Below are 20,598 nucleotides of genomic sequence, written 5' to 3'. Positions count from 1 at the left end.
GGTTTTACAGTGAAAAATAAAAAACATCATTATTTCAAAAAATGTTAAAAACAATACTTAATTATCAACATTTTATTCATGGGTAATACATATCAAATATACCTAATTTCCGACTCTACTGGTGAAACTTTAGATAGGGTATTTTTAGCAATTAAAGCACAATTTAAAAATATCGAATATAATGTTAAGTCATACTTTTTTACTCGAACCGAAAATCAGATTGTTAAGATATTATCAGAGGCCAAACAGAAAGAAAATTTAATAATTTTATATACGATCGTTGATAATAATCTTGCAAAGTTTTTAGCCAACAAAAGTGATAGCGAAAGAATTCCTTGCTTTAGCGTTTTAGGAAACTTAATACTTAATTTTTCTAAACTCTTAAATCAAAAAGCATCACACGTCCCAAGTGGGCAACACGCGCTCAATGAGGAATATTATGAAAGAATTGAGGCTATTCAATTTACAATGAATCACGACGACGGAAATTTAGTTGAAGAACTAGATAAGTCAGACCTAATATTACTTGGTGTTAGTAGAACAAGTAAAACTCCAACCTCAATTTATTTAGCAAACAAAGGTTTTAAAACATCAAATATTCCACTAGTCAACGAGTACTCAATACCTGAAAGCTTAAAAAAAAATCCTAAGATGGCATGTGTTGTTGGGTTAACAACGGAGGCAGAGAGACTGGTTGATATAAGAAAAAACAGAATGATGACGCTTAAAGAAAAAGAAAACACCAGTTATACTGATATTCAAAATATTAAAAAAGAAGTTGAGGATGCAAAAAAAACTTTTGCAAAATATAAGTGGCCAACAATTGATGTTACAAGAAAATCAGTTGAAGAAACAGCTGCATCAATAATTAAAATACACGAAATATATAAAAACAATGGTTAATGAAATAATACTTGCTTCGAAAAGCAAAGTAAGAAAAAAAATTTTAGAAGATAACAAAATCACATGCAGGGTCGTGCCGTCTAATGTGGATGAAGACAGTATTAAAGAAAGTTTATTAAAAGAAAAAGCAACACCAGCAATCATATCTAAAAACTTAGCTGAATTAAAAGCAAACAAAGTAAGCCAAAAATTTATTAATGAAATCATTATAGGTGCAGATAGCGTAATAGACCTAGAAGAAGAGATAATATCAAAACCAAACGATAGAATTGAAGCTCTTAAAATACTCAAAAAATTAAATGGAAAAACTCATCAACTCGTTAGTTCAGTTTGCATTTCCAGGGGTGGATCAATGATATGGAATTATACAGATAAGGCTTCATTAACCATGAAAAACATGAGTTTTTTAGAGCTTGAAGTTTACTTAAAAAAAATTTCAGACGAGGCACTTTATGCCTACAATGTTTACCAAATTGAAGGAGAAGGAAGAAATTTATTTTCTAAAATTGAAGGAGATGAAGACACCATTATGGGTCTCCCAGTTAAACAGATAAAAGAATACCTAAGTAGATTAGAATGAATAAAAAATTTTTAGTTATAGGAAACCCAATAGAACACTCTCTATCCCCAAAGCTACACAATTATTGGATAAAAAAAAATAACCTAAACGCATCGTATGATAAAAAACTCTTAGAGCAAAATGAAATTAGACAATTGATTTTAGATCTTAGAGAAGAAAAAATTCATGGATTGAATGTAACCGTTCCATTTAAAAAAACAGTTATTCCATTTTTAGATATATTAAGTGATGAAGCAAAAAATTCTCAATCAGTAAATACTATTTATAAAAACAAAGATAAAATTATTGGAGATAATACAGATATTGAGGGATTTAAAACTGGTTTAGAAACAACAAGCCAGGTTATTAAAAATAAAAAAGTGCTTATTCTTGGTGCTGGTGGAGTCGTTCCTTCAATAATTATTGCTTTAAAAAAAATGCAAATAGCAAAAATTTACCTGAGCAACCGAACAAAAGAAAAAGCACTAGAGATAAAAAAAAATTTTCCAGAAATTGAAATAATAGAATGGGGAAAGACTATAAATTTTGATATAATTATTAATGCAACAAGTATTGGGTTAGGTGAAAAAGATGAAATAAATATTGATTATAAGAATATTAGTCAGAATAAATTTTTTTATGATGTAATTTATAACCCTAATGAAACAAACTTTCTAAAAAAAGCAAAAAATTTTGGTGCACAAATTGAAAATGGTAAAATGATGTTTGTATATCAGGCCCAAAAAGCTTTTTTCATTTGGCATAATATTTTACCCGTAATAGACAAAGAAACGCTTAATTTACTTGATTTATGATTAGAATAGCTATTGTAGGTGATATAGGCTCTGGGAAAAGCCATATAGCAAAACTTTTTAATTACCCAGTTTTTAATGCAGATTTAGAGGTTGCTAAAATTTATAAGACAAACAAATTATGTTTTAAGGATTTAAAAAAAAAACTACCAAAATATTTCTTATCACTTCCAATAAAAAAAGAGGAAATTATATCAGCAATAGATGATAGTGAGAAAAACTTAAAAAAAATTACAAATATAGTTCATCCAGAAGTAAGGAAAAAATTAAATATTTTTTTAAAAAACAACAAAAAAAAAGATATTATTATTTTAGACATACCTCTTTTATTAGAAAATAAACTTAACGAAAAAGACGATGTTATAATTTTTATTCAATCAAAAAAATCTGAAATTATAAAAAGATTAAAAAAAAGAGATAATTTTAATTTAAGTTTATTAAATAAATTTAAAAAAATACAGTTATCATTGAGTTATAAAAAGGAAAAATCTCATTTTATTATTAAAAATAACTTTACTAATAAATCTGCTAAGACAAACATAGCAGAAATTATTAAAAAAATTTTATAAGATGAAGGAAATTATATTAGACACAGAAACAACGGGTCTATCAGTTAGAGAGGGTCATAGAATTGTAGAAATTGGATGTATTGAAATAGATGATTTAATTCCTACCCAAAACAAGTTCCACTGTTATCTAAATCCTGAAAGAAAAGTTTCTGAAAAAGCACTTGAAGTTCATGGTTACACGGACGAATTTTTATCTACTAAGAAAAAATTTTCAGAAGTTGTGGATGAGTTCTTAAATTTTATAGAAAATAAAAGATTAGTAATTCACAATGCCGAGTTTGATTTATCACACTTAAATAACGAATTAACATTACTGGGTAAGAAAAAACTTAATAATGAAAACGTCATAGACACTCTTGCATTAGCTAGAGATAAATTTCCTGGTTCACCAACAAGTCTCGATGCTTTGTGTAAAAGATACAGAATTGATAATTCTGAAAGGACACAACACACAGCACTTATTGACTGTGATCTGTTGGCAAAAGTTTATATTAATCTTTTAGATCAAAAAGAACCAACCTTAAATTTTAAAAATGAAGAAAATATAAAAGCAAAATTAAACTCAAATGTTACAAATCAATATTATAAAAAAGTAATTAAACCCACAGAAGAAGAACTTAAGCTACATGAGGAATATTTAAAAAGTAGCCTAAAAAAAAATTTTTTTTAATTAGATCTTTGTTTATACAGTTGAGTGAAATCTATTTTTTTATCAAGTTTTATTTCAGGAAACCCAGAATTGTGAAGAAGATTCAAAAATGTTTTTTCTAAATTAGGATAAATTTTATTTTGTACATCACACAATAAAATTCTTTCTAAATCTTTTTTATCTTTTACTTCTTCATTAACTTTTACGATTGAAGCATAAACTATTTCAAAATAAGATTTTTTTCCATTTGGTTCCTTATCTTCAAATTTAAGAGTTGTATTAACTTCAATCATTTTATTTTTTAAGGCTTTAGAATTGATATCTATGTTCAATTGATATTTGGCAATATTTTCTTTTACAAATATATAAGTTTGAATATCAGGTGTCTCACTAGAAATGTCTTTTACAAATTCAGCTAATATTTTAAAGTTTTCTGTCATTTTCGTCGTCTATATCTTCAAATTCACCATTAATAAAATCCTGTTTTTTATTATTTGTCTTTTGTTTAGTTGAAACTTTTTTAAAAATCAATTTTCTTGTTGGAGGAAAAATAATCAATAAACCCAAAAAGTCGGTTGCAAATCCTGGTAAAATTAAAAGTAACGCAGCGAAAGCTAAAGCAGCACCAGAGATAATCTCATAAACTGGAAGTCCATTTTTAACAATTTGAGACATTCCAGCCCTTAAAGTATTAAAACCTTCATATCTTGCATAAATAACACCAAAAAACGCAGTAATAAAAATTAGTAAAATAGTATTAAAAGCGCCAATTTGAGAGCCCATTTTGATAAATATATAAATCTCAATAATAGGAATACCAATTAATAATAATAAAAATGTGTTCATTTGTCTTTATACTAAATTGCTAGTTGTAATTAATCAACATAGTAAATATTATTAAATTATGAGTTACAGTTTTGAATACATAGATATTATTCTTTTGGCAATGATTGCTGGTTTTATTTTTCTTCGTCTACGAGGAATACTTGGTAAAAAAACTGGTTTTGAAGGAAAAATACCAACACAATTTGAAAAAGAATTTCAAAAAATTAAACCAAGTCTAAACCCAAAATCAATCAATGAAAATTTTGATAAAGAAGCACAGAAAGATTTTTTAAAAGGTGCAAGAATTGCTTATGAAACAATTATTACTGATTTTAGTGATAGTGATAATAAGTTAATAGCTAGCAAACCTCTTTTGTCCAAAAAAATTCACGATCAATTCAAAGAAGCTCTTTTAGATAGAGAAAATAAAGGCCATTTTGCGGAGATAACTTTTATAGGAATTAAGACAGCCATAGTTAAAACACATCAAAAAATAGAAGATAGTCTGGAAGTTACAGTAGATTTTGTCAGTGAAATTATAACCTGCATAAAAGATAAAGATGAAAAAATAATTTCAGGAGATACTGAAAAAATTAAAACAGTTTACGATACATGGGTTTTTTCAAAAGATATAAAATCGATCAATCCTAACTGGTTGTTAATTGATACTATTACATAATTGATTAAAAAAATTTCAGATAAAGACAAAGAAGACTGGGAAAACTTCCTAAAAAATAAACAAAAAATTCCTAATAAAAAATTTTTACAAAAAAAAGATATAAGGGGTAAAAAAACTATAGAAATTTTAGAAAAAGATAAGCAAGATTGGGAAAATTTTATAAAAAATAAAGAGAAAATTCCTAATAAAGATTTTGTTAATAAAAAAAATATAAGACAAGAAAAAATAAAAAAGATAGACCTTCATGGTTACACAATTGAAGAAGCAAACAAAGCTGTAGAACAATTTATTCAAAAATCCCTTGATGAAAATGTTACTAAAATAATAGTGATTACAGGCAAAGGCCTTAGGTCTAAAAATGTTCAAAACCCCTATCTTTCAAGAGACTTAAGCATCCTAAAATATTCAGTCCCTGAATTTATTGAAAATAACAAAAACCTAACAAGAGTTATTATTGAAACTACTGATGCAAAAATTGAAGATGGTGGAAGTGGAGCATTTTACATTTATCTTAAAAATAAATTTAAGATAAAGTAGTTTATTAGAGAATAAATTTAGATAAATCTGTATCTTTAACAAGTTCATCTAGATTTTGCTTTACGTACTCTGAATTAATTACAATTTTTTCACCAGCTCTGTCTGTTGCTGTAAAACTAATATCATCTAAAATTCTTTCAATGATGGTGTGCAATCTTCTTGCGCCAATATTTTCTACAGTATTGTTAACTTCTGAGGCCATACTTGCGATAGCATCTATTCCATCTTCTGAAAATTCTAATTCTACATTTTCGGTTTTTAAGAGAGCCACATACTGTTTGATTAAACTATAATCTGGCTCTTTAAGAATTCTTTTAAAGTCGTCACTAGTTAAAGCTTCAAGTTCAACTCTTATTGGAAGCCTACCTTGTAGTTCAGGAAGTAAGTCTGAAGGTTTCGCAAGCTGGAATGCTCCTGATGCAATAAATAAGATATGGTCAGTTTTAATTGTACCATACTTTGTACTCACAGTTGTTCCTTCAATTAAAGGAAGTAGATCTCTTTGTACTCCTTCTCTAGAAACATCTCCACCTGATCTATCTGTTCTCCCAGAAATTTTATCTATTTCATCCAAAAAAACTATTCCATTATTTTCCGTTGAATCCTTTGCTGATTTTATAATTTTATCTTCTTCTATTAACTTATCAGCTTCATCGTTAATTAAAATTTCATGAGATTCTTTGACTGTCATTTTTTTCTTCTTCTGTTTATTTCCAACAGATTTTCCAATCATCTCACCAATATTTATCATCCCAATGTTCGCGCCAGGCATTCCAGGAATTTCAAAGGAAGCTTGAGAACCGCTATCATTTACTGCGATTTCAATTTCATTATCGTCTAAATCACCATCCCTTAATCTTTTTCTAAAACTTTCTCTTGTAGCAAGGCTTGCTTTATTTCCAACCACCGCATCCAAAACTTTTTCTTCTGCTAATTTTTGGGCTTTTGCATGAACTTCTTTTCTTTTCTTTACTTTTTCCATTGCAATTGCAATTTCAAGTAGATCTCTTATAATTTGCTCAACATCTCTTCCAACATATCCAACCTCTGTAAACCTTGTTGCTTCGACTTTTACGAAAGGTGCTTCTGCTAATTTGGATAGTCTTCTAGAAATTTCTGTTTTACCAACCCCTGTTGGTCCAATCATTAAGATATTCTTAGGTAAAACCTCATCTTTCATTTCACCTTTTAAAGCCTGTCTTCTCCATCTATTCCTTAAAGCAATAGCGACTGCTTTTTTAGCTTTATTTTGTCCAACTACGTATCTATCTAATTCTGAAACTATTTCTCTAGGAGACAAAGAGCTAACCAAAGAACGATCCTTGTTTTTATTTTTTTCTTTTGGAAAAGGTGTAACGTTTGAATCTTCCATTAAATTTTTTCTATCTTAATATTATCATTAGTGAATACACATATTTCAGAAGCAACCTTAATAGCTTTTCTTGCAACTTCTTCTGCACTTAAATCTGTATCCAATAAAACTTTAGCAGCAGCTAAGGCATAATTCCCACCAGAGCCTATACCTATGGCATTGCCCTCAGGTTCTAAAACATCACCTGTACCAGAAATTATAAAACTATTTTCCTTGTCGCCAATAGCCATTAAGGCTTCTAATCTTCTTAAATATTTATCTGTCCGCCAATCTTTTGCTAACTCACAGCTGCTCTAGGAAGGTTTCCAGCATGCTTTTCAAGCTTTGCCTCAAGCCTTTCAAATAAAGTTAAAGCATCAGCAGTTGATCCAGCAAAGCCGGCAATTACATTTCTTTTTTCAATTTTTCTAACTTTTGCAGCAGTGCTTTTTATAACCGTATTACCCATGCTAACCTGGCCATCTCCAGCCACCACTACTTCATTATTTTTTCTAATTAGTACTATTGTAGTCATGGATTATAGATGGATATTAATTTTTATTCTTCAAGTAGTGGATTACAAATATTGATATATTTCAACAATCTCTATATACGTATTTAATATTATGAGCAGAATAGGTAAAGTTTCCAGAAAAACTAAAGAAACGAGTATCAGTGTTGAAGTTAATATTGACGGTAAAGGTCATTATAAAATTGATACTGGAATAGGCTTCTTAGATCACATGCTTGAGCAGCTATCAAGGCATTCACTTATTGATTTAAAAGTTAAAGCAAAAGGTGATACCCATATAGATCTTCACCACACAACAGAAGATACTGGAATAGCAATAGGTGAAGCTTTAAAGAAAGCCTCAAAAAATTTTGTAGGAATTAGAAGATATGCGCACGCAATGATTCCAATGGATGAAACATTAACAAGAGTTGCAATCGATGTTTCAAATAGACCATACTTAATCTGGAAAGTTAAGCTGAAAGTGGAAAGACTTGGAGAAATGGACACAGAACTTTTCAAAGAATGGTTTCAAGCATTTTCTCAATCAGCGGGAATAACATTGCATATGGAAAATATTTATGGAGACAATAGTCATCATATAATTGAGTCTTGTTTTAAAGCTCTAGCAAGATCACTAAGAACAGCTTTAGAAATAGATCCTAGAAATAAAAAGAGTATTCCGTCAACCAAAGGCTCTTTATAAATTTGATGAATGTCACGATTGTTGACTATAACTCAGGAAACATCAGCTCTGTAATAAATTCCTTTAAGGAAGTTGCTAAAGACAAAGTTAATATCGAAGTAACCTCAGATTTAAATAAGATTAAATCAAGTGATAAGGTGGTTTTACCGGGGCAGGGATCGTTTAAGAGCTGTGTTGATGCATTGAATAGCGTAAATGGTTTAGTAGAAATACTCAATGATTTTGCAGTCACTAACAAAAAACCTCTTCTTGGAATTTGTGTTGGTCTACAGATGTTTGCAGATATTGGTTATGAGGAAATTGAAACAAAAGGTCTTGGTTGGATTTCGGGAAAAGTATCAAAGATCGATAATCAAAATGATAAATTCAAACTTCCACACATTGGCTGGAATGAAATTAGTATTATTAAAGAAAGCAAGATTTTTAAGGATATAAAAAATAAATCACATATGTATTTTGTGCACAGCTACGAATTTATTCCAGAAGATAAAAACGTAATTTCTGCAACAACAGATTATTCATCGAATATTGTTTGTTCTGTTGAAAAAGAAAACATTTTTGGAACTCAATTTCACCCTGAAAAGAGTGATAAAATTGGATTACAAATAATAAAAAACTTTATAAATTTATAAAATGAAAATATTTCCAGCTATAGATATTAAAGACAAGAAATGTGTAAGGCTAGTTAAAGGAGATTTTAATAATAAAACTGAATATGAAATGTCCCCAGTTGATCAAGCTGGTAAATATAAAGATCATGGTTTTAAAAATTTACACATTGTCGATTTAGATGGAGCTTTAACTGGTGAGACAGTTAACCTAGATATTATCCAAGAAATAGTGGCTAAATTTGATTTAAAAATTGAAGTAGGGGGAGGTATTAGAACCATTGATAGTATTCAAAAATATACAGATGTAGGAGTTGAAAAAGTTATTTTAGGAAGTGCGGCTATAAAAGATAAAAATTTTTTAAAAAAAGCATGTCAAAAATTTCCAAATAAAATTGCATTAGGTTTGGATGCTAAAGACGGATACTTGTCAGTTTCAGGTTGGAAGGAAAATTCCAATAAACTTACTTTAGATTTTTTAAAAGAAGTAAATGATTATGGTGCTAGTAGATTAATTTATACCGATATAAACAGAGATGGCACTAAGCAAAGCCCCAACTTTGAAGAAACATCAAAAGTTGCTGATACCTCAAACTGTCCAGTGATTGTTTCTGGTGGAGTTTCTTCAATTGATGACATTAAAAAAGCAAAGAGTTTCAATAACAATATTGAAGGAATTATAGTTGGTAAGGCCATATATGATGGAGACATTAAGTTAGAAGAACTAGTGAGAGAAATAGATGCTTAAAAATAGGATTATTCCATGTCTTGATGTTAAAAATGGGAGAGTTGTTAAAGGAATTAATTTTGTAGATTTAAAAGATGCTGGTGATCCAGTTGAGCAAGCCAAAATTTATAGCGATGGTGGTGCTGACGAAATTTGTTTTTTAGACATTACCGCCTCAAACGAAAATAGAGATACAATTTATGATGTGATTCAAAGAACCTCTAAGAAATGCTTTGTACCATTAACAGTTGGAGGAGGAGTTAGAGGAGTTGATGATATTAATAAATTATTAAATTGTGGAGCAGATAAAGTTTCAATCAATACTGCTGCAGTTCAAAATCCTGAAATGATAATTGAAAGTGCAAAAAAATTTGGCTCACAGTGTATTGTTGTTGCAATAGATGCTAAAAAAAATGGCAATAAATGGGAGGTTTTTACACATGGTGGAAGAAACAACACAAGCCTCGATGTAATAGAGTTTGCAAAAAAAATGGAAAATAGTGGAGCAGGGGAATTACTAGTTACATCCATGGATAGGGATGGTACTCAAATTGGTTATGATAATGATTTGATGTTTAAGATATCTTCGACAGTTAATATACCTGTGATTGCTTCAGGTGGAGTAGGTAGCTTAGATCATCTAGTAGACGGTATAAAATTAGGGAACGCTAGTGCAGTTTTAGCGGCTTCAATTTTTCATTATGGAACACACTCAATTAATGAAGCTAAACAATATTTGAATTTAAAAGGAATTCCAGTTAGGATTTAGGCATGTCAGAAAACCTATTAAATTTAGTAAACACAATTAGAGACAGAAAAAATAAAGATGAAGATAAATCTTATACTTCCTCATTATTATCAGGCGGTTTATCTAAATGTATAGATAAAATGGAAGAAGAATTTAGTGAGCTTAAAGAGGCTTTAAATAATAAATCTAACATAGTACATGAGGCAGCAGATACAATTTATCACATATTAGTTGTACTAGAGGCAGCCGATATTAAGTTTGAAGATGTCTTAAAAGAATTAGAAAATAGAAAAAAACAATCAGGTATTGAGGAAAAGAACAGCAGATAATGAGTTATGATAAAAACAATATTTTTGCAAAAATTTTAAGAAAAAAAATTCCATGTAAAAAAATATTTGAAAATGATCATGTTCTTTCTTTTTATGATATTAATCCTCAAAAAAAAATTCACGCGTTAGTGATACCAAAAGGTGACTATATTAACTTAGATGATTTTAATAACAGAGCTTCAGATGAAGAGATAGTTGCATTAAGTAAAGCAATTACAGAAGTTTCAAAAATATTAGGAATATCAACTGATACAGGAAAAGGCTATAGAGCCCTTACCAATTTAGATGTTCATGGAGGTCAAGAGGTTCCACATTTACACTTTCATTTATTTGGAGGCGAAAAAATTGGAAAAATGGTTGAATGAAAGAAAAAATCTTTAGAAATTATTTAGAGCTAATATCTTTAAAGATTTTAAAGGAGCTAAAAAACCATCAGAAGATTATTCTGTGGAATTAACCAATCCAAAAGATTTCCAATTAAATAAATTTTTTTATAAGAACATAGGTAAAAACTGCCAATGGGTTGATAGACTTGCTTGGACAGATTTCGATTGGACTAAGTATGTCTCTGATGAAAAACTTTTTACTTATATTCTTAAAAATAAAGGCGAAATAGCTGGTTATTCTGAGATATTATTTAACAAAGATACAAGGGAAGTAGAAATTGCTTATTTTGGTATTTTAGAAGAGTATTTTGGAAAAAAATTAGGTGGATATCTACTAAGTGAAGCAATCAAATTTTCATTTAGCTTAGGTTGTCTAAGAGTATGGGTTCATACCTGCTCTTTGGATCATAAAAATGCTTTATTAAATTATCAATCAAGAGGCATGAAAATTTTTAAATCTGAAACATTAACTAGATAGATGCTTAATTATTTTTTGGTAAAATAAAAATTTTGTTATTTAATTTTTGATTTATTTTAACAGACGAAATGATAGTAATTACTAGGTTTTGATAGATGTCCTCAGTTTGCCACCCCATTAAGTTTAAACTCTTGTTATCAAAAAAAACATTAATTTCATTACTATTTTCAAAAAATTTAAAATTTAAATATTTACTATCAATTTCTCTTGGCTCTAAAATCTTCATTTTTGATATTAGATAATTTTTATCTAACAAGAGATTTAATGGGGTTTTACTAAGTGGATAAAGATAGTAGCTACCTTTATTTACATTTTTTATTACTAAAGATTTTCCATTAGAGACAATAATTTTTTTATTAGAATTTTCGTATTCACACCAAATTTTCTTAGGGTATTTTATAATACATTTTCCGTTTTCATTTTTATTATTAATAGTTTGAATAAAATTAAAACTCAAATTATTGGTAAGTTGCATTTGGGAAATTATTTTCTCTTTAGTCGAAGAAAAACAGGACTATAAAAATTTAATATAAAAAATATTATTAAACCCCTAAACATTATAAAACATCTCTTTTACCAACATGATTTGCTTTGCTTACAATCCCGTCAGCTTCCATCATGTCAATAATTCTTGCCGCTCTATTATAGCCTATCTGTAACTTTCTTTGTAAAAAAGAAGTTGAGGCTTTACCCTCAGATCTAATAATATCTAATGCTGCTTGATACAATTCATCTTTTTCACTAGAACTTGATGAGTTCTCACCAATTTCTCTTTCATCTACAAAACTTAATATCTCATCTATATAATCTGGCTCTGCTTGACTTCTTAAATAGTTATTAACTTTTTCAATTTCATCGTCTGAAACAAAGGGAGCATGAATTCTAACAATACGATTAGCAGATGACATGTAAAGCATATCGCCTTTACCTAGCAATTGTTCTGCGCCTTGTTCACCTAAAATTGTTCTACTATCTATCTTAGAGGTTACTTGAAAGGATATCCTTGTTGGGAAGTTTGCTTTGATAGTCCCTGTAATAACGTCAACACTAGGTCTTTGAGTAGCCATTATAATATGAATACCAACAGCCCTTGCCATTTGAGAAAGTTTTTGAATATAATTTTCTATTTCTTTTCCAGCAACCAACATTAAGTCAGACATTTCATCAACCACAACAACTATGTATGGCATAGCTAAAGTGTGTTTTGCATTATAGCCATCTATGTTACGAACACCTTCTTTAGTCATAAGTTTGTATCGATTTTCCATTTCTTTAACAACCCAACCCAATACAGAGGCAGCTTTTAGCCTCAGTAATGACAGGGCAAAGCAAGTGAGGTATGCCTTCATAAGTTGATAACTCTAACATTTTAGGATCAATTAAAATAAACTTACATTTATCAGGCGTATGTCGATAAAGAAGAGAAAGAATAATAGTGTTTATGCAAACAGACTTTCCTGATCCAGTAGTTCCAGCAATTAATAAATGTGGCATAGAAGCCAAATCTCCAACCACAGGAATTCCAGAAATGTTTTTACCTAGAGCGATTGGCAGTCTAATATCTCTTTTTACAAAATCATTATTTGAAAGAATTTCGCTAAGGTAAACATTCTCACGAGTTGAGTTAGGTAGCTCGATACCAATTGTGCTTCTTCCAGGGATAGTAGCAATTCTAGCTGATTCAGAGCTTGTATTTCTGGCAATGTCATCTGAAAGATTAATAATTTTTGATACCTTAACCCCAGCCGCTGGTTCAAATTCATTTAAAGTTACTACAGGTCCATGACTAACTTTTTTTATATCACCGCTAACACCAAAATCTAAAAGAATTTTTTCCAAAAATTCACTATCAATGTAATCGTCATCTCTTAGTTTTTCTTTATCTTTTTGTGTTGGAATTTTTAATAAACTAATAGAAGGTAACTTAAATTTTATCTTTTTATTATCAGTTTTATTTTCACTTTTAATAAAAGGTAAATCTTCTTGAATTAGACTTGTAATTTCATCTTGTGGTATAAATTCACTTATTACTTCATTTTTATTAGTATAGTTTTTTTCTTTTTTTAAAAATACAAATTTAAATATTTTTTTAATAATTCTATAAAATGAATTAATTTTAAATTGAATGCTAATTAAAAACAAAATTAAGATTAATAATACAAGAATATAATAAAAAAATTGGGAATTGATATTAATTATAGAATTTAAAAAAGTTGTTTCTAAATATTTACCAATAAAACCACCGTTACCATTAATATAAAGCATAAATGATGTTGGGTAAAAAAAGGAAAAAAATAAAGAACCAAGCAAAGAATAAAAAGTAATATAAAAAATACTCCCAATTATTGAGAAAATTTTCTTATTTATGAAAATATTTACTCCTGAAATTATAAAACTAAAGGGTATTAATAGAGCTATCACCCCAAAAGATTGCAAAAAAATATCGGCAGCAAAACTTCCACGAAATCCAAAAATATTCTTAATTTCTGTGTTTTTTGGAAAAATAAAATTAGGATCATCGGCGAAAAAGTAATTAACGAAGCTAGCAATAAGACACCTATTGCCAAAATAGTCACACCTATTATTTCAATAAACCTATTTATACTAAAATTGATTGCATTGTTGACTAATTTTTTTAATTTCATAAATTAATAAATCTAATTAATCACTTTGTATCATCTAATTTTTATTGTTAAAATTAAAAATTATTATGAATATCTGTATTATAGGAGATGGCCTTACCAGTCTATCTTTAGCTAAAAATCTTATAAATAAAAAAATTAATGTTCACCTTTATCATAAAAATAAAATTAAAAATTTATTATCAAGCAGAACAATAGGGATATCTAAAAATAACTTAGACTTTTTTAGAAAAGAAATTCATAAAATTCCGAAGAATAATTTTTGGGAAATTAAAAAAATAGAAATTTATTCAGAAAAATTGGAGAAAGAAAACTTATTAAAATTTGAAAGTGGTAAAGATAATCTATTTTACATGTTAAAAAATGATGATCTTTACAAATCGTTAATAAGAAAAATATCAAAAAATAAATTTTTTAAAAAAAGCTTAATCAATAATAATTCTTTTTATATAAACTTGTTAAAAAAAAAAAATATGATTTAATAATTAATTGTGATTCTAATAATTTTTTATCAAATAAATTTTTTACAAAAAAAATTGATAAAGATTATGAGAACTTTGCTTACACAACAATTTTAGAACATAAAAAAATAAACAATAATATTGCTACACAAATTTTCACAAAAAGTGGTCCGGTTGCATTTTTGCCAATTTCAAATAGTGAAACATCAGTAGTATGTTCATTAGATACTAAAAATAGAAAATATAATAATAGTGAGATCTTAGATTTAATAATTAAAAATAATCCAAAATATCAAATACAAAAAATACTTAAATTGAGCAGTTTTAAGTTAACCTCATCTAATTTAAGAAACTATCAACATGAAAATATTTTAGCATTTGGTGATTTACTTCATCGGATACACCCACTTGCAGGTCAGGGGTTTAATATGACTATTAGAGATATTAAAGTGTTATCTGGTATTATTCAAAAAAAAATTGACCTTGGTATTCAATTAGATTCATCAATCTTATCTCAATTTGAAAAAGAGACAAAAAGTAAAAATTTTCTTTTTTCTAATAGTGTAGATTTTATTTATGAAATATTTAATCTTGATAAAGAAATAAGAAATAAAAGTTTTAATAAGATTTTAAAATTTTTTGGAAAAAATAAAAACTTAAATAATTTTTTTACCAAACTTGCAGATGAAGGATTAAATTTTTAGATTTTATTGAATAGTTGTATTTTCAAAATTATCATAATTATAGGTACTTAATATTTCAGCAATTTTATTTTTTCTTATTTTTAGATTTTGACTTTCTAATAAAATTTGTTTTTCCTCCAGCGAAAAAGGGGAGGCCATAGCCAATGCATTTATTGTTTCATTTAAATTTTGCTTTTCCAATGATTTCCAATTAATTACGTATCCTTTTTTTTCAAATAATGACTTTAAATCTTTAAAAATTAATTCGAGATCTGAAAATTGTAATTCTTCCTTTTGTAAATTCAAATCATCCTGATAATCTTCAAAGCTAATTTCGCCCTCACGATACGATTTATCATTTTTAATTTCTTTAGTTATTTTAAATCGTACTAATCCATTAAGATCAATCAAGCATCTACCATCTGATGTATCTTCAAAACGAGTAATTTTTCCCATACAGCCAATCTCATGAAGATCTATAATAGAGTTAATATTATTTTTCTTAGGTTGAATTAAGCCTATAAATTTATTTGTTTTCATACTGTCATTAATCATCTCAATATATCTTGGTTCAAATATATTCAGTGGGACAGTCGTATCTGGAAAAATAATAAAATTACTTAAGGGGAAGAGAGGTATAATTTTTGGCAATTTTTGTTTTTTCATTACATCTTTTAGCAAATTTTTAAAAATCTATATACCAATCAATAACTTTATTATTGCTTGCTTTAAAAAAACCGTCTATTTATAGTATTTTTATAAGCGGGTCTAGCTCATTGGTAGAGCGAAATCGTTGCCAACGATTAGGTAGAGGGTTCAATTCCCTTGACCCGCTCCAATAAACTTAAAAAAAATTAACAAATGAATGATCTATTCAATAAGAAATGTGTTCCTTGTGAGGGTGGAATCTTCCCTTTTGATATAAGTGAAATACACAAATATCAAAAAAAAGTAGATGGATGGGATGTCATTGAAAATGAAAGTAAAATTTATTTCTTAGAAAAAAAATATACTTTTAAAAACTTTATTAATAGTCAGGACTTCATCAATAAAGTTGGAGAAATTTCAGAAGCAGAAGGCCATCACCCAGATATTTCTTTTGGATGGGGGTATGCAAAAATTAGAATTACCACGCATGCAATAGAAGGATTGTCAGAAAATGATTTTATTCTGGCCGCTAAAATTGATCAGATTTTTAATGTCTAAAATGTCTTGTTTTAGAAAAGACTAGAATAGTATTAGTTTGATTTGAAAATTTTATAATTTCTTTATCTCTGATTGATCCAGAGGGTTGTATTACAGCAGTAATACCTGATTGCACTAATTTTTCTATACCATCGACAAATGGGAAAAATGCATCTGAAGCTGCAACAACTTCATCATTTAAATTTTGAAATTTATTCATTTTATCTATTGCAATTTGACAGCTATCAAGCCTGCTAGGCTGTCCAGATCCAATACCCACAGTTGCTTCTTGACTGGCTAAAACAATCGCATTTGATTTAACGTATCTACAAACATTGAAAGCAAAAATTAAATTCTTTAGTTGAGATTTGTTAGGTTTTTTTTTGAAACTATTTTAAAATTTTTAATACTGAATTTTTCTATATCTTCAGATTGAGTTAAAAAAGAATCATTAGCTGAGTTAAACCTTACTAAATTTTTCATTGTAAGGTTTGTTGCATCAATAAGACGTAAATTTTTTTTCTTTTTCAAAATTTTTAATGCCTCAAGATCAAAGCCATTTGCAATAATAACTTCTAAGAAAATATTATTTAGTTCCATTGCTAAAGTTTTATTTACTTTATAATTGCATGAAACTATTCCTCCAAAAGCACTTATAGGGTCACATGCAAGCGCTAATTGGTAGCTTTTTAAGTTACTCTTATCAATAGAAACACCACATGGGTTAGCATGCTTAACAATAACAGTACCTGAATTTTTTAGTAAAGATTTGGAAATAGTTAGGGCAGAGAATATATCATTGTAGTTATTATAACTCAGTTGTTTCCCATGAATTTGTTTAATATTTAAATTTTGAGTTTTTGAGTAAACAGCAGCTTGCTGGTGAGGGTTTTCACCATATCTTAATTTTTCAATTAAATTTCCATATATAATTTTTTTCTTAGGGAAATTATTATTTTTAATTTTGTTAAAGTAATTTGAAATAACAGCATCGTAATATGCCGTTTCAGAAAATGCTTCTAAAGACATTTTTTCTCTAAACTCAATAGACGTAGACCCTTTATTCTTTTCTATCTCATTAATTAATTCACTATATTGATCTGAAGAAGTAATGACAGTAACATCATTATAGTTTTTTGCTCCAGCCCTAACCATTGTTGGTCCCCCGATATCAATATTTTCTATAATTTTTAAATGATTATTAGTCTGCTCTAGAGTTCTTTCAAAAGGGTAGAAGTTAACAATAACAAGGTCTATTTCTTCAAAATTGTTATTTCTTAAGTCCTTGGCATGAGATTTATTATTTCTTTTACTTAATATTCCAGCATGTATTTTTGGGTGTAGCGTTTTAACTCTACCACCAAGTATTTCAGGAGAGTCCGTATATTCTGAAACCTCCAAACATTTAAACCTAAGTTTTTTGATCTCTTTATAAGTACCACCTGAACTTATCAATTCAATCTTATGTTTAGTTAAAACTTTTAAAAGATCTCTTAAATTTTTTTTATCAGAAACTGAAATCAGTGCTTTTTTTATTTTCTTCATTATAGTTTTGTAATTTCCCACTTTATAGTCTGGTTTTCATCATTAGTCATTCCAGAAATGACTATATTTTGATTATCAACAAAGAAATCTTTTCTACCAAAATATAGACCATTATCAATATTCATATTAATGTTATTAGAATTAAACTTCCAACCTTCACCATCAAGATCTATAAGTATTGATTTATTATCTTGAGTCTTCATTATCTTAATATTGGGCTCTAAATGAAATCTAATTTCAAATTTTAAATTTTTAATACTATTTTTTGAAATTATTTTATCATAACCAACAAATTTTATTTGTTCAGGGTAAAACTCCATTTCTCTCTCATGAATAATACCATATTGTCTTAAATAACCATCATGTGCTGCATTAATTTTCCAGTAATTTTTTTCAAACACAATATTTTTTTTTAATATTTTTAATCCATGAGAAATTTTTGAACTTTCGTTTTTAGTTTTATTGAATTTACATGATGATCTATCATCTAAAGTTAGAGTACTGTGTATGGCACTTGATTTTGATAGTTCATTTAATTGGTGATTATGGTTTTGAAAATATCCAGAATTACAAATTAATTTTTTCCCATTTGATATTATCTCAAAAGATAATGCACCTGCTTGATAGTTTGAAGAAAACTTTTTATCAGGACTTGAACCTATGTCCATGATTAGTGAAGTTTTTTTGTTGCTAAGAACAGCATATCCCCCCAATTCATTATTTTGATTTTTAAAACTATATCCATGTTTTTTTAAATAACGATCAAAATCAATATTATTTGTTTCATGGTTGCCGTTGAAAAGCAGATCTATTTTATTATTTTGCCAAGTGAATGTATAAGCTTGACCTAAGTAATATATATTTTCATTAATAAAATCAGGTATCTCACTTTGAGATTCTTTGAACCACTCCCTGATTAGAATAAAATATTTTAAGTAAAAGCATAATTGTCTGATATTTCTTGATTTTGGAAAACCATCATTGTCAAAAGAAAATTTTATAAGTTTTCTCAATAAGTTAAGACCTATTTTTAAATATCCATCTTTATCTTGGTAGGTTAAGCCAGTTAAAATAATAGCTGTACAACCTATCATTTTATCATCAACCCATTCTGACCGTTCTATTTCATTAATTAAATGATTAATTTGCTTTTTTATAATAGCATTAAATTGATCTTTGTAATCAGTGCTACTATCTTCATACGTAAGTCTAGAGTTGGAAGTCCAAGCAATTATTCTCTTAGCCACTATATCAACCTCCCAACTTTTAGAGTTGTAACTATGATTTTTATTAATCCATTGTAAAATTACATTTTGAGTATCTTTTTTTGAAGATCTTAAATCCAAACTAAATAGCCAAAAAAAACTATTTAAATTTTTATAATCTTTTTTTTTTAAATTTTTGTTATCCCATATTTTATTTAATGAATAATTTTCGATATTAATTTTTTTTTTATCGTACTTTATCAGTGAGTCGAGCAAGTTAGGACTCGGGTAGTATTGTAAAGAGCTAACTGTAGAAGATTTAATTTTTTTGTTATAAGTATTTGAGCTTAAATATAGAGAATGAATTTTTTTTTTAGAAAGTATATATGAATTATTAATAAAATTTAATAAATTATTAAAAATCATTATTCTAGCTTGATTTTAAAAGATCTATATTTTTTTTTATATTTCCATTATTATTTTTGAATACAGTAGTGCCAGAAACTAAAATATTTGCACCAGCTTCAATAGCCAACTTGTTATTATCAAAGTTAATCCCTCCATCAATCTCAATATCCAATTCTAAACTTTTTTTATCTTTTATCTTTTTTAATTCTTTAATTTTATCAAGTACTTCGGGCATAAATTTTTGCCCTCCAAACCCTGGGTTTACACTCATAATTAAAACTAAATCAATCTCATTTAACAAATTAGTTATTAAATCAATTTTAGTTTCAGGGTTTAATGAAACTCCAACCTTCTTATTTAAATTTTTGATATGTTGAATGGAGCTTTTCAAATCTTCTGTTGCTTCGGGGTGTATTGTAATAATGTCCGCTCCTGCATTAGCATAATCTTGAATATATTTATGAACAGGTGAAATCATTAAGTGAACATCAAATGGCAGCTTTGTATATTGTCTTAAAGCCTTAATAATTGGAGGCCCCATGGTTAAATTTGGAACAAAGTGACCATCCATAACATCAACATGAATCATGTCAGCACCACCTTTTTCTAGTCTTTTAATCTCATTACCTAATTGACTAAAGTCAGCAGATAAAATTGAAGGTGATATTTGTATTTTTTTCATTGATTACTAATATTAGTAGTATCAATTTTATTTTTAATTTGAATTAATTATTTGCCAAAAATACGATAAATTTCTGTAGCAATTTCACTTTCTAAAGGAAAAGATAACATTCCCATGACAGAATACCCTAGTAGGTAGGGCATAAGGTAAAATCTAATCATATAAAAGAACCAGGCTACGTAAAGAGGAACAAGAGGATCTATAATGAATGAAGGAGTTATAGGTTTAAATAATCTTATTAATGGGTTTGTTAATTTTACAAAAGCTTTCATAAAAAAAAATTCTGAGTTTTCTCGTTGAAAAATATTCATCGCAACTCTTCCAATTAGAGTCCACATTATAACACCTAAAATATAATCAATTATAAGAATAAAGGGATGAATTTCTGGCATAAATATAAAAAGGAATTT

25 protein-coding genes, 1 tRNA gene and 3 pseudogenes are annotated in these 20,598 nt (G+C 27.9%); 18 read left to right on the top strand and 11 right to left on the bottom strand.

Annotation, left to right across the window (positions count from 1 at the left end):
• The first annotated feature begins 78 nt into the window (after nucleotides 1-78).
• From ABXT58_RS07240 to dnaQ, 5 genes are read left to right on the top strand one after another with little or no spacing between them, the layout of a single operon-like run.
• Entirely contained in the window at nucleotides 79-903 is an 825-nt protein-coding gene (locus ABXT58_RS07240; RefSeq protein ID WP_415303980.1) for a pyruvate, water dikinase regulatory protein, read from the top strand.
• A complete protein-coding gene (locus tag ABXT58_RS07235; protein WP_415303979.1) occupies nucleotides 896-1,483 on the top strand; it encodes a Maf family protein in 588 nt (195 codons plus the stop codon). The genes ABXT58_RS07240 and ABXT58_RS07235 overlap by 8 nt, the downstream gene beginning before the upstream one ends.
• Nucleotides 1,480-2,277 carry a shikimate dehydrogenase gene (aroE, locus tag ABXT58_RS07230; protein ID WP_415303978.1) on the top strand — a complete coding sequence of 266 codons (798 nt, stop codon included), beginning with the start codon at nucleotides 1,480-1,482 and terminating at the stop codon, nucleotides 2,275-2,277. The genes ABXT58_RS07235 and aroE overlap by 4 nt, the downstream gene beginning before the upstream one ends.
• Nucleotides 2,274-2,843, top strand: a complete 570-nt coding sequence (gene coaE, locus ABXT58_RS07225; protein WP_415303977.1) for a dephospho-CoA kinase — start codon at nucleotides 2,274-2,276, stop codon at nucleotides 2,841-2,843. Before aroE ends, coaE begins: the two co-directional genes overlap by 4 nt.
• A gap of 1 nt (nucleotide 2,844) precedes the next feature.
• Nucleotides 2,845-3,513, top strand: a complete 669-nt coding sequence (dnaQ, locus tag ABXT58_RS07220) for a DNA polymerase III subunit epsilon (protein WP_415303976.1) — start codon at nucleotides 2,845-2,847, stop codon at nucleotides 3,511-3,513.
• Here dnaQ and ABXT58_RS07215 read toward each other — a convergent pair.
• Nucleotides 3,510-3,932 (bottom strand): protein-export chaperone SecB, encoded by a 423-nt coding sequence (locus ABXT58_RS07215; protein WP_415303975.1) that lies wholly within the window; start codon nucleotides 3,930-3,932, stop codon nucleotides 3,510-3,512. The genes dnaQ and ABXT58_RS07215 overlap by 4 nt on opposite strands.
• The gene (locus tag ABXT58_RS07210) at nucleotides 3,916-4,338 is read right to left on the bottom strand and encodes an FxsA family protein (RefSeq protein ID WP_415303974.1); all 423 of its coding nucleotides are present in this window, start codon (nucleotides 4,336-4,338) and stop codon (nucleotides 3,916-3,918) included. Before ABXT58_RS07210 ends, ABXT58_RS07215 begins: the two co-directional genes overlap by 17 nt.
• Before the next feature lie 58 nt (nucleotides 4,339-4,396).
• Between ABXT58_RS07210 and ABXT58_RS07205 the strand changes: the two genes are divergently transcribed.
• Together ABXT58_RS07205 and ABXT58_RS07200 are read left to right on the top strand one after the other, a co-directional pair.
• On the top strand, nucleotides 4,397-4,996 hold the full coding sequence (locus ABXT58_RS07205; RefSeq protein WP_415303973.1) for a Tim44/TimA family putative adaptor protein: 600 nt from the start codon (nucleotides 4,397-4,399) through the stop codon (nucleotides 4,994-4,996).
• On the top strand, nucleotides 4,997-5,533 hold the full coding sequence (locus tag ABXT58_RS07200; protein WP_415303972.1) for a Smr/MutS family protein: 537 nt from the start codon (nucleotides 4,997-4,999) through the stop codon (nucleotides 5,531-5,533).
• 4 nt (nucleotides 5,534-5,537) lie between these two features.
• Here ABXT58_RS07200 and hslU read toward each other — a convergent pair whose 3' ends face one another.
• On the bottom strand, nucleotides 5,538-6,905 hold the full coding sequence (hslU, locus tag ABXT58_RS07195) for an ATP-dependent protease ATPase subunit HslU (RefSeq protein WP_415303971.1): 1,368 nt from the start codon (nucleotides 6,903-6,905) through the stop codon (nucleotides 5,538-5,540).
• Nucleotides 6,905-7,419 (bottom strand): annotated as a pseudogene (gene hslV, locus ABXT58_RS07190) (ATP-dependent protease subunit HslV). Before hslV ends, hslU begins: the two are co-directional and overlap by 1 nt.
• A 91-nt stretch (nucleotides 7,420-7,510) precedes the next feature.
• Between hslV and hisB the strand changes: the two are divergent.
• The 7 genes from hisB to ABXT58_RS07155 all read left to right on the top strand — a co-directional run bounded on the left by hisB (nucleotide 7,511) and on the right by ABXT58_RS07155 (nucleotide 11,377).
• On the top strand, nucleotides 7,511-8,101 hold the full coding sequence (gene hisB, locus ABXT58_RS07185; RefSeq protein ID WP_415303970.1) for an imidazoleglycerol-phosphate dehydratase HisB: 591 nt from the start codon (nucleotides 7,511-7,513) through the stop codon (nucleotides 8,099-8,101).
• A 5-nt stretch (nucleotides 8,102-8,106) separates the two neighbouring features.
• Nucleotides 8,107-8,733 (top strand): imidazole glycerol phosphate synthase subunit HisH, encoded by a 627-nt coding sequence (gene hisH, locus ABXT58_RS07180; RefSeq protein WP_415303969.1) that lies wholly within the window; start codon nucleotides 8,107-8,109, stop codon nucleotides 8,731-8,733.
• A gap of 1 nt (nucleotide 8,734) precedes the next feature.
• Complete coding sequence (hisA, locus tag ABXT58_RS07175) at nucleotides 8,735-9,457, top strand: 1-(5-phosphoribosyl)-5-[(5-phosphoribosylamino)methylideneamino]imidazole-4-carboxamide isomerase (protein WP_415303968.1); 723 nt, start codon at nucleotides 8,735-8,737, stop codon at nucleotides 9,455-9,457.
• Nucleotides 9,450-10,205 carry an imidazole glycerol phosphate synthase subunit HisF gene (gene hisF / locus ABXT58_RS07170; protein ID WP_415303967.1) on the top strand — a complete coding sequence of 252 codons (756 nt, stop codon included), beginning with the start codon at nucleotides 9,450-9,452 and terminating at the stop codon, nucleotides 10,203-10,205. The genes hisA and hisF overlap by 8 nt, the downstream gene beginning before the upstream one ends.
• Nucleotides 10,206-10,207: 2 nt before the next feature.
• The gene (gene hisE, locus ABXT58_RS07165) at nucleotides 10,208-10,513 is read left to right on the top strand and encodes a phosphoribosyl-ATP diphosphatase (protein ID WP_415303966.1); all 306 of its coding nucleotides are present in this window, start codon (nucleotides 10,208-10,210) and stop codon (nucleotides 10,511-10,513) included.
• The gene (locus ABXT58_RS07160) at nucleotides 10,513-10,878 is read left to right on the top strand and encodes an HIT domain-containing protein (protein ID WP_415303965.1); all 366 of its coding nucleotides are present in this window, start codon (nucleotides 10,513-10,515) and stop codon (nucleotides 10,876-10,878) included. Before hisE ends, ABXT58_RS07160 begins: the two co-directional genes overlap by 1 nt.
• 82 nt (nucleotides 10,879-10,960) lie before the next feature.
• Nucleotides 10,961-11,377 (top strand): GNAT family N-acetyltransferase, encoded by a 417-nt coding sequence (locus ABXT58_RS07155; RefSeq protein ID WP_415303964.1) that lies wholly within the window; start codon nucleotides 10,961-10,963, stop codon nucleotides 11,375-11,377.
• A 4-nt stretch (nucleotides 11,378-11,381) separates the two neighbouring features.
• Here ABXT58_RS07155 and ABXT58_RS07150 read toward each other — a convergent pair whose 3' ends face one another.
• Both ABXT58_RS07150 and ABXT58_RS07145 read right to left on the bottom strand, forming a co-directional pair.
• Complete coding sequence (locus ABXT58_RS07150) at nucleotides 11,382-11,852, bottom strand: LolA family protein (RefSeq protein WP_415303963.1); 471 nt, start codon at nucleotides 11,850-11,852, stop codon at nucleotides 11,382-11,384.
• Between the two features lie 82 nt (nucleotides 11,853-11,934).
• Nucleotides 11,935-14,022, bottom strand: a pseudogene (locus ABXT58_RS07145) (DNA translocase FtsK).
• 65 nt (nucleotides 14,023-14,087) lie between these two features.
• Here ABXT58_RS07145 and ABXT58_RS07140 point away from each other — a divergent pair.
• Nucleotides 14,088-14,501, top strand: coding sequence for a hypothetical protein (locus ABXT58_RS07140; protein ID WP_415303962.1), 414 nt, complete (start codon nucleotides 14,088-14,090; stop codon nucleotides 14,499-14,501).
• Nucleotides 14,502-14,662: 161 nt separating this feature from the next.
• Nucleotides 14,663-15,184 carry an FAD-dependent monooxygenase gene (locus ABXT58_RS07135; RefSeq protein WP_415303961.1) on the top strand — a complete coding sequence of 174 codons (522 nt, stop codon included), beginning with the start codon at nucleotides 14,663-14,665 and terminating at the stop codon, nucleotides 15,182-15,184.
• A 3-nt stretch (nucleotides 15,185-15,187) separates the two neighbouring features.
• Here the strand turns inward: ABXT58_RS07135 and ABXT58_RS07130 are convergent, their stop codons facing one another.
• Nucleotides 15,188-15,829, bottom strand: a complete 642-nt coding sequence (locus ABXT58_RS07130; RefSeq protein WP_415303960.1) for an LON peptidase substrate-binding domain-containing protein — start codon at nucleotides 15,827-15,829, stop codon at nucleotides 15,188-15,190.
• A 96-nt stretch (nucleotides 15,830-15,925) separates the two neighbouring features.
• On the opposite strand from ABXT58_RS07130, the gene ABXT58_RS07125 reads away from it, so the two are divergent.
• Together ABXT58_RS07125 and ABXT58_RS07120 are read left to right on the top strand one after the other, a co-directional pair.
• Nucleotides 15,926-16,001 (top strand) — tRNA-Gly (locus ABXT58_RS07125).
• Between the two features lie 23 nt (nucleotides 16,002-16,024).
• Nucleotides 16,025-16,369: a 4a-hydroxytetrahydrobiopterin dehydratase gene (locus ABXT58_RS07120; protein ID WP_415303959.1), complete on the top strand. Its 345-nt coding sequence runs from the start codon at nucleotides 16,025-16,027 to the stop codon at nucleotides 16,367-16,369.
• Here ABXT58_RS07120 and purH read toward each other — a convergent pair.
• From purH to ABXT58_RS07100, 4 genes and pseudogenes are all read right to left on the bottom strand, one after another.
• Nucleotides 16,359-17,914 (bottom strand): annotated as a pseudogene (purH, locus tag ABXT58_RS07115) (bifunctional phosphoribosylaminoimidazolecarboxamide formyltransferase/IMP cyclohydrolase). The gene ABXT58_RS07120 and the pseudogene purH sit on opposite strands and share 11 nt — an antisense overlap.
• A complete protein-coding gene (locus tag ABXT58_RS07110; protein ID WP_415303958.1) occupies nucleotides 17,893-19,524 on the bottom strand; it encodes a heparinase II/III-family protein in 1,632 nt (543 codons plus the stop codon). Before ABXT58_RS07110 ends, purH begins: the two are co-directional and overlap by 22 nt.
• Nucleotides 19,525-19,528: 4 nt before the next feature.
• On the bottom strand, nucleotides 19,529-20,188 hold the full coding sequence (gene rpe / locus ABXT58_RS07105; RefSeq protein ID WP_415303957.1) for a ribulose-phosphate 3-epimerase: 660 nt from the start codon (nucleotides 20,186-20,188) through the stop codon (nucleotides 19,529-19,531).
• 47 nt (nucleotides 20,189-20,235) lie between these two features.
• Nucleotides 20,236-20,580: a hypothetical protein gene (locus ABXT58_RS07100; protein ID WP_415303956.1), complete on the bottom strand. Its 345-nt coding sequence runs from the start codon at nucleotides 20,578-20,580 to the stop codon at nucleotides 20,236-20,238.
• Nucleotides 20,581-20,598 lie beyond the last annotated feature (18 nt).

This window comes from Candidatus Pelagibacter sp. Uisw_090 (assembly GCF_047717845.1).
In the GTDB taxonomy this organism is placed as follows: Bacteria; Pseudomonadota; Alphaproteobacteria; order Pelagibacterales; family Pelagibacteraceae; genus Pelagibacter.
This window is presented reverse-complemented; position numbering and strand designations above follow the sequence as displayed.

Bases quoted from the DNA above. Each gene is read 5' to 3' on its own strand.
- hslU (WP_415303971.1), bottom strand. From the start codon at position 6,905: ATGGAAGATTCAAACGTTACACCTTTTCCAAAAGAAAAAAATAAAAAC.
- ABXT58_RS07215 (WP_415303975.1), bottom strand. From the start codon at position 3,932: ATGACAGAAAACTTTAAAATATTAGCTGAATTTGTAAAAGACATTTCT.
- ABXT58_RS07110 (WP_415303958.1), bottom strand. From the start codon at position 19,524: ATGATTTTTAATAATTTATTAAATTTTATTAATAATTCATATATACTT.
- hisB (WP_415303970.1), top strand. From the start codon at position 7,511: ATGAGCAGAATAGGTAAAGTTTCCAGAAAAACTAAAGAAACGAGTATC.
- ABXT58_RS07235 (WP_415303979.1), top strand. From the start codon at position 896: ATGGTTAATGAAATAATACTTGCTTCGAAAAGCAAAGTAAGAAAAAAA.
- coaE (WP_415303977.1), top strand. From the start codon at position 2,274: ATGATTAGAATAGCTATTGTAGGTGATATAGGCTCTGGGAAAAGCCAT.
- dnaQ (WP_415303976.1), top strand. From the start codon at position 2,845: ATGAAGGAAATTATATTAGACACAGAAACAACGGGTCTATCAGTTAGA.
- ABXT58_RS07100 (WP_415303956.1), bottom strand. From the start codon at position 20,580: ATGCCAGAAATTCATCCCTTTATTCTTATAATTGATTATATTTTAGGT.
- ABXT58_RS07210 (WP_415303974.1), bottom strand. From the start codon at position 4,338: ATGAACACATTTTTATTATTATTAATTGGTATTCCTATTATTGAGATT.
- aroE (WP_415303978.1), top strand. From the start codon at position 1,480: ATGAATAAAAAATTTTTAGTTATAGGAAACCCAATAGAACACTCTCTA.
- rpe (WP_415303957.1), bottom strand. From the start codon at position 20,188: ATGAAAAAAATACAAATATCACCTTCAATTTTATCTGCTGACTTTAGT.
- ABXT58_RS07140 (WP_415303962.1), top strand. From the start codon at position 14,088: ATGAATATCTGTATTATAGGAGATGGCCTTACCAGTCTATCTTTAGCT.
- hisA (WP_415303968.1), top strand. From the start codon at position 8,735: ATGAAAATATTTCCAGCTATAGATATTAAAGACAAGAAATGTGTAAGG.
- hisH (WP_415303969.1), top strand. From the start codon at position 8,107: ATGAATGTCACGATTGTTGACTATAACTCAGGAAACATCAGCTCTGTA.
- ABXT58_RS07120 (WP_415303959.1), top strand. From the start codon at position 16,025: ATGAATGATCTATTCAATAAGAAATGTGTTCCTTGTGAGGGTGGAATC.
- ABXT58_RS07130 (WP_415303960.1), bottom strand. From the start codon at position 15,829: ATGAAAAAACAAAAATTGCCAAAAATTATACCTCTCTTCCCCTTAAGT.
- ABXT58_RS07160 (WP_415303965.1), top strand. From the start codon at position 10,513: ATGAGTTATGATAAAAACAATATTTTTGCAAAAATTTTAAGAAAAAAA.
- ABXT58_RS07150 (WP_415303963.1), bottom strand. From the start codon at position 11,852: ATGCAACTTACCAATAATTTGAGTTTTAATTTTATTCAAACTATTAAT.
- hisF (WP_415303967.1), top strand. From the start codon at position 9,450: ATGCTTAAAAATAGGATTATTCCATGTCTTGATGTTAAAAATGGGAGA.
- hisE (WP_415303966.1), top strand. From the start codon at position 10,208: ATGTCAGAAAACCTATTAAATTTAGTAAACACAATTAGAGACAGAAAA.
- ABXT58_RS07205 (WP_415303973.1), top strand. From the start codon at position 4,397: ATGAGTTACAGTTTTGAATACATAGATATTATTCTTTTGGCAATGATT.
- ABXT58_RS07240 (WP_415303980.1), top strand. From the start codon at position 79: ATGGGTAATACATATCAAATATACCTAATTTCCGACTCTACTGGTGAA.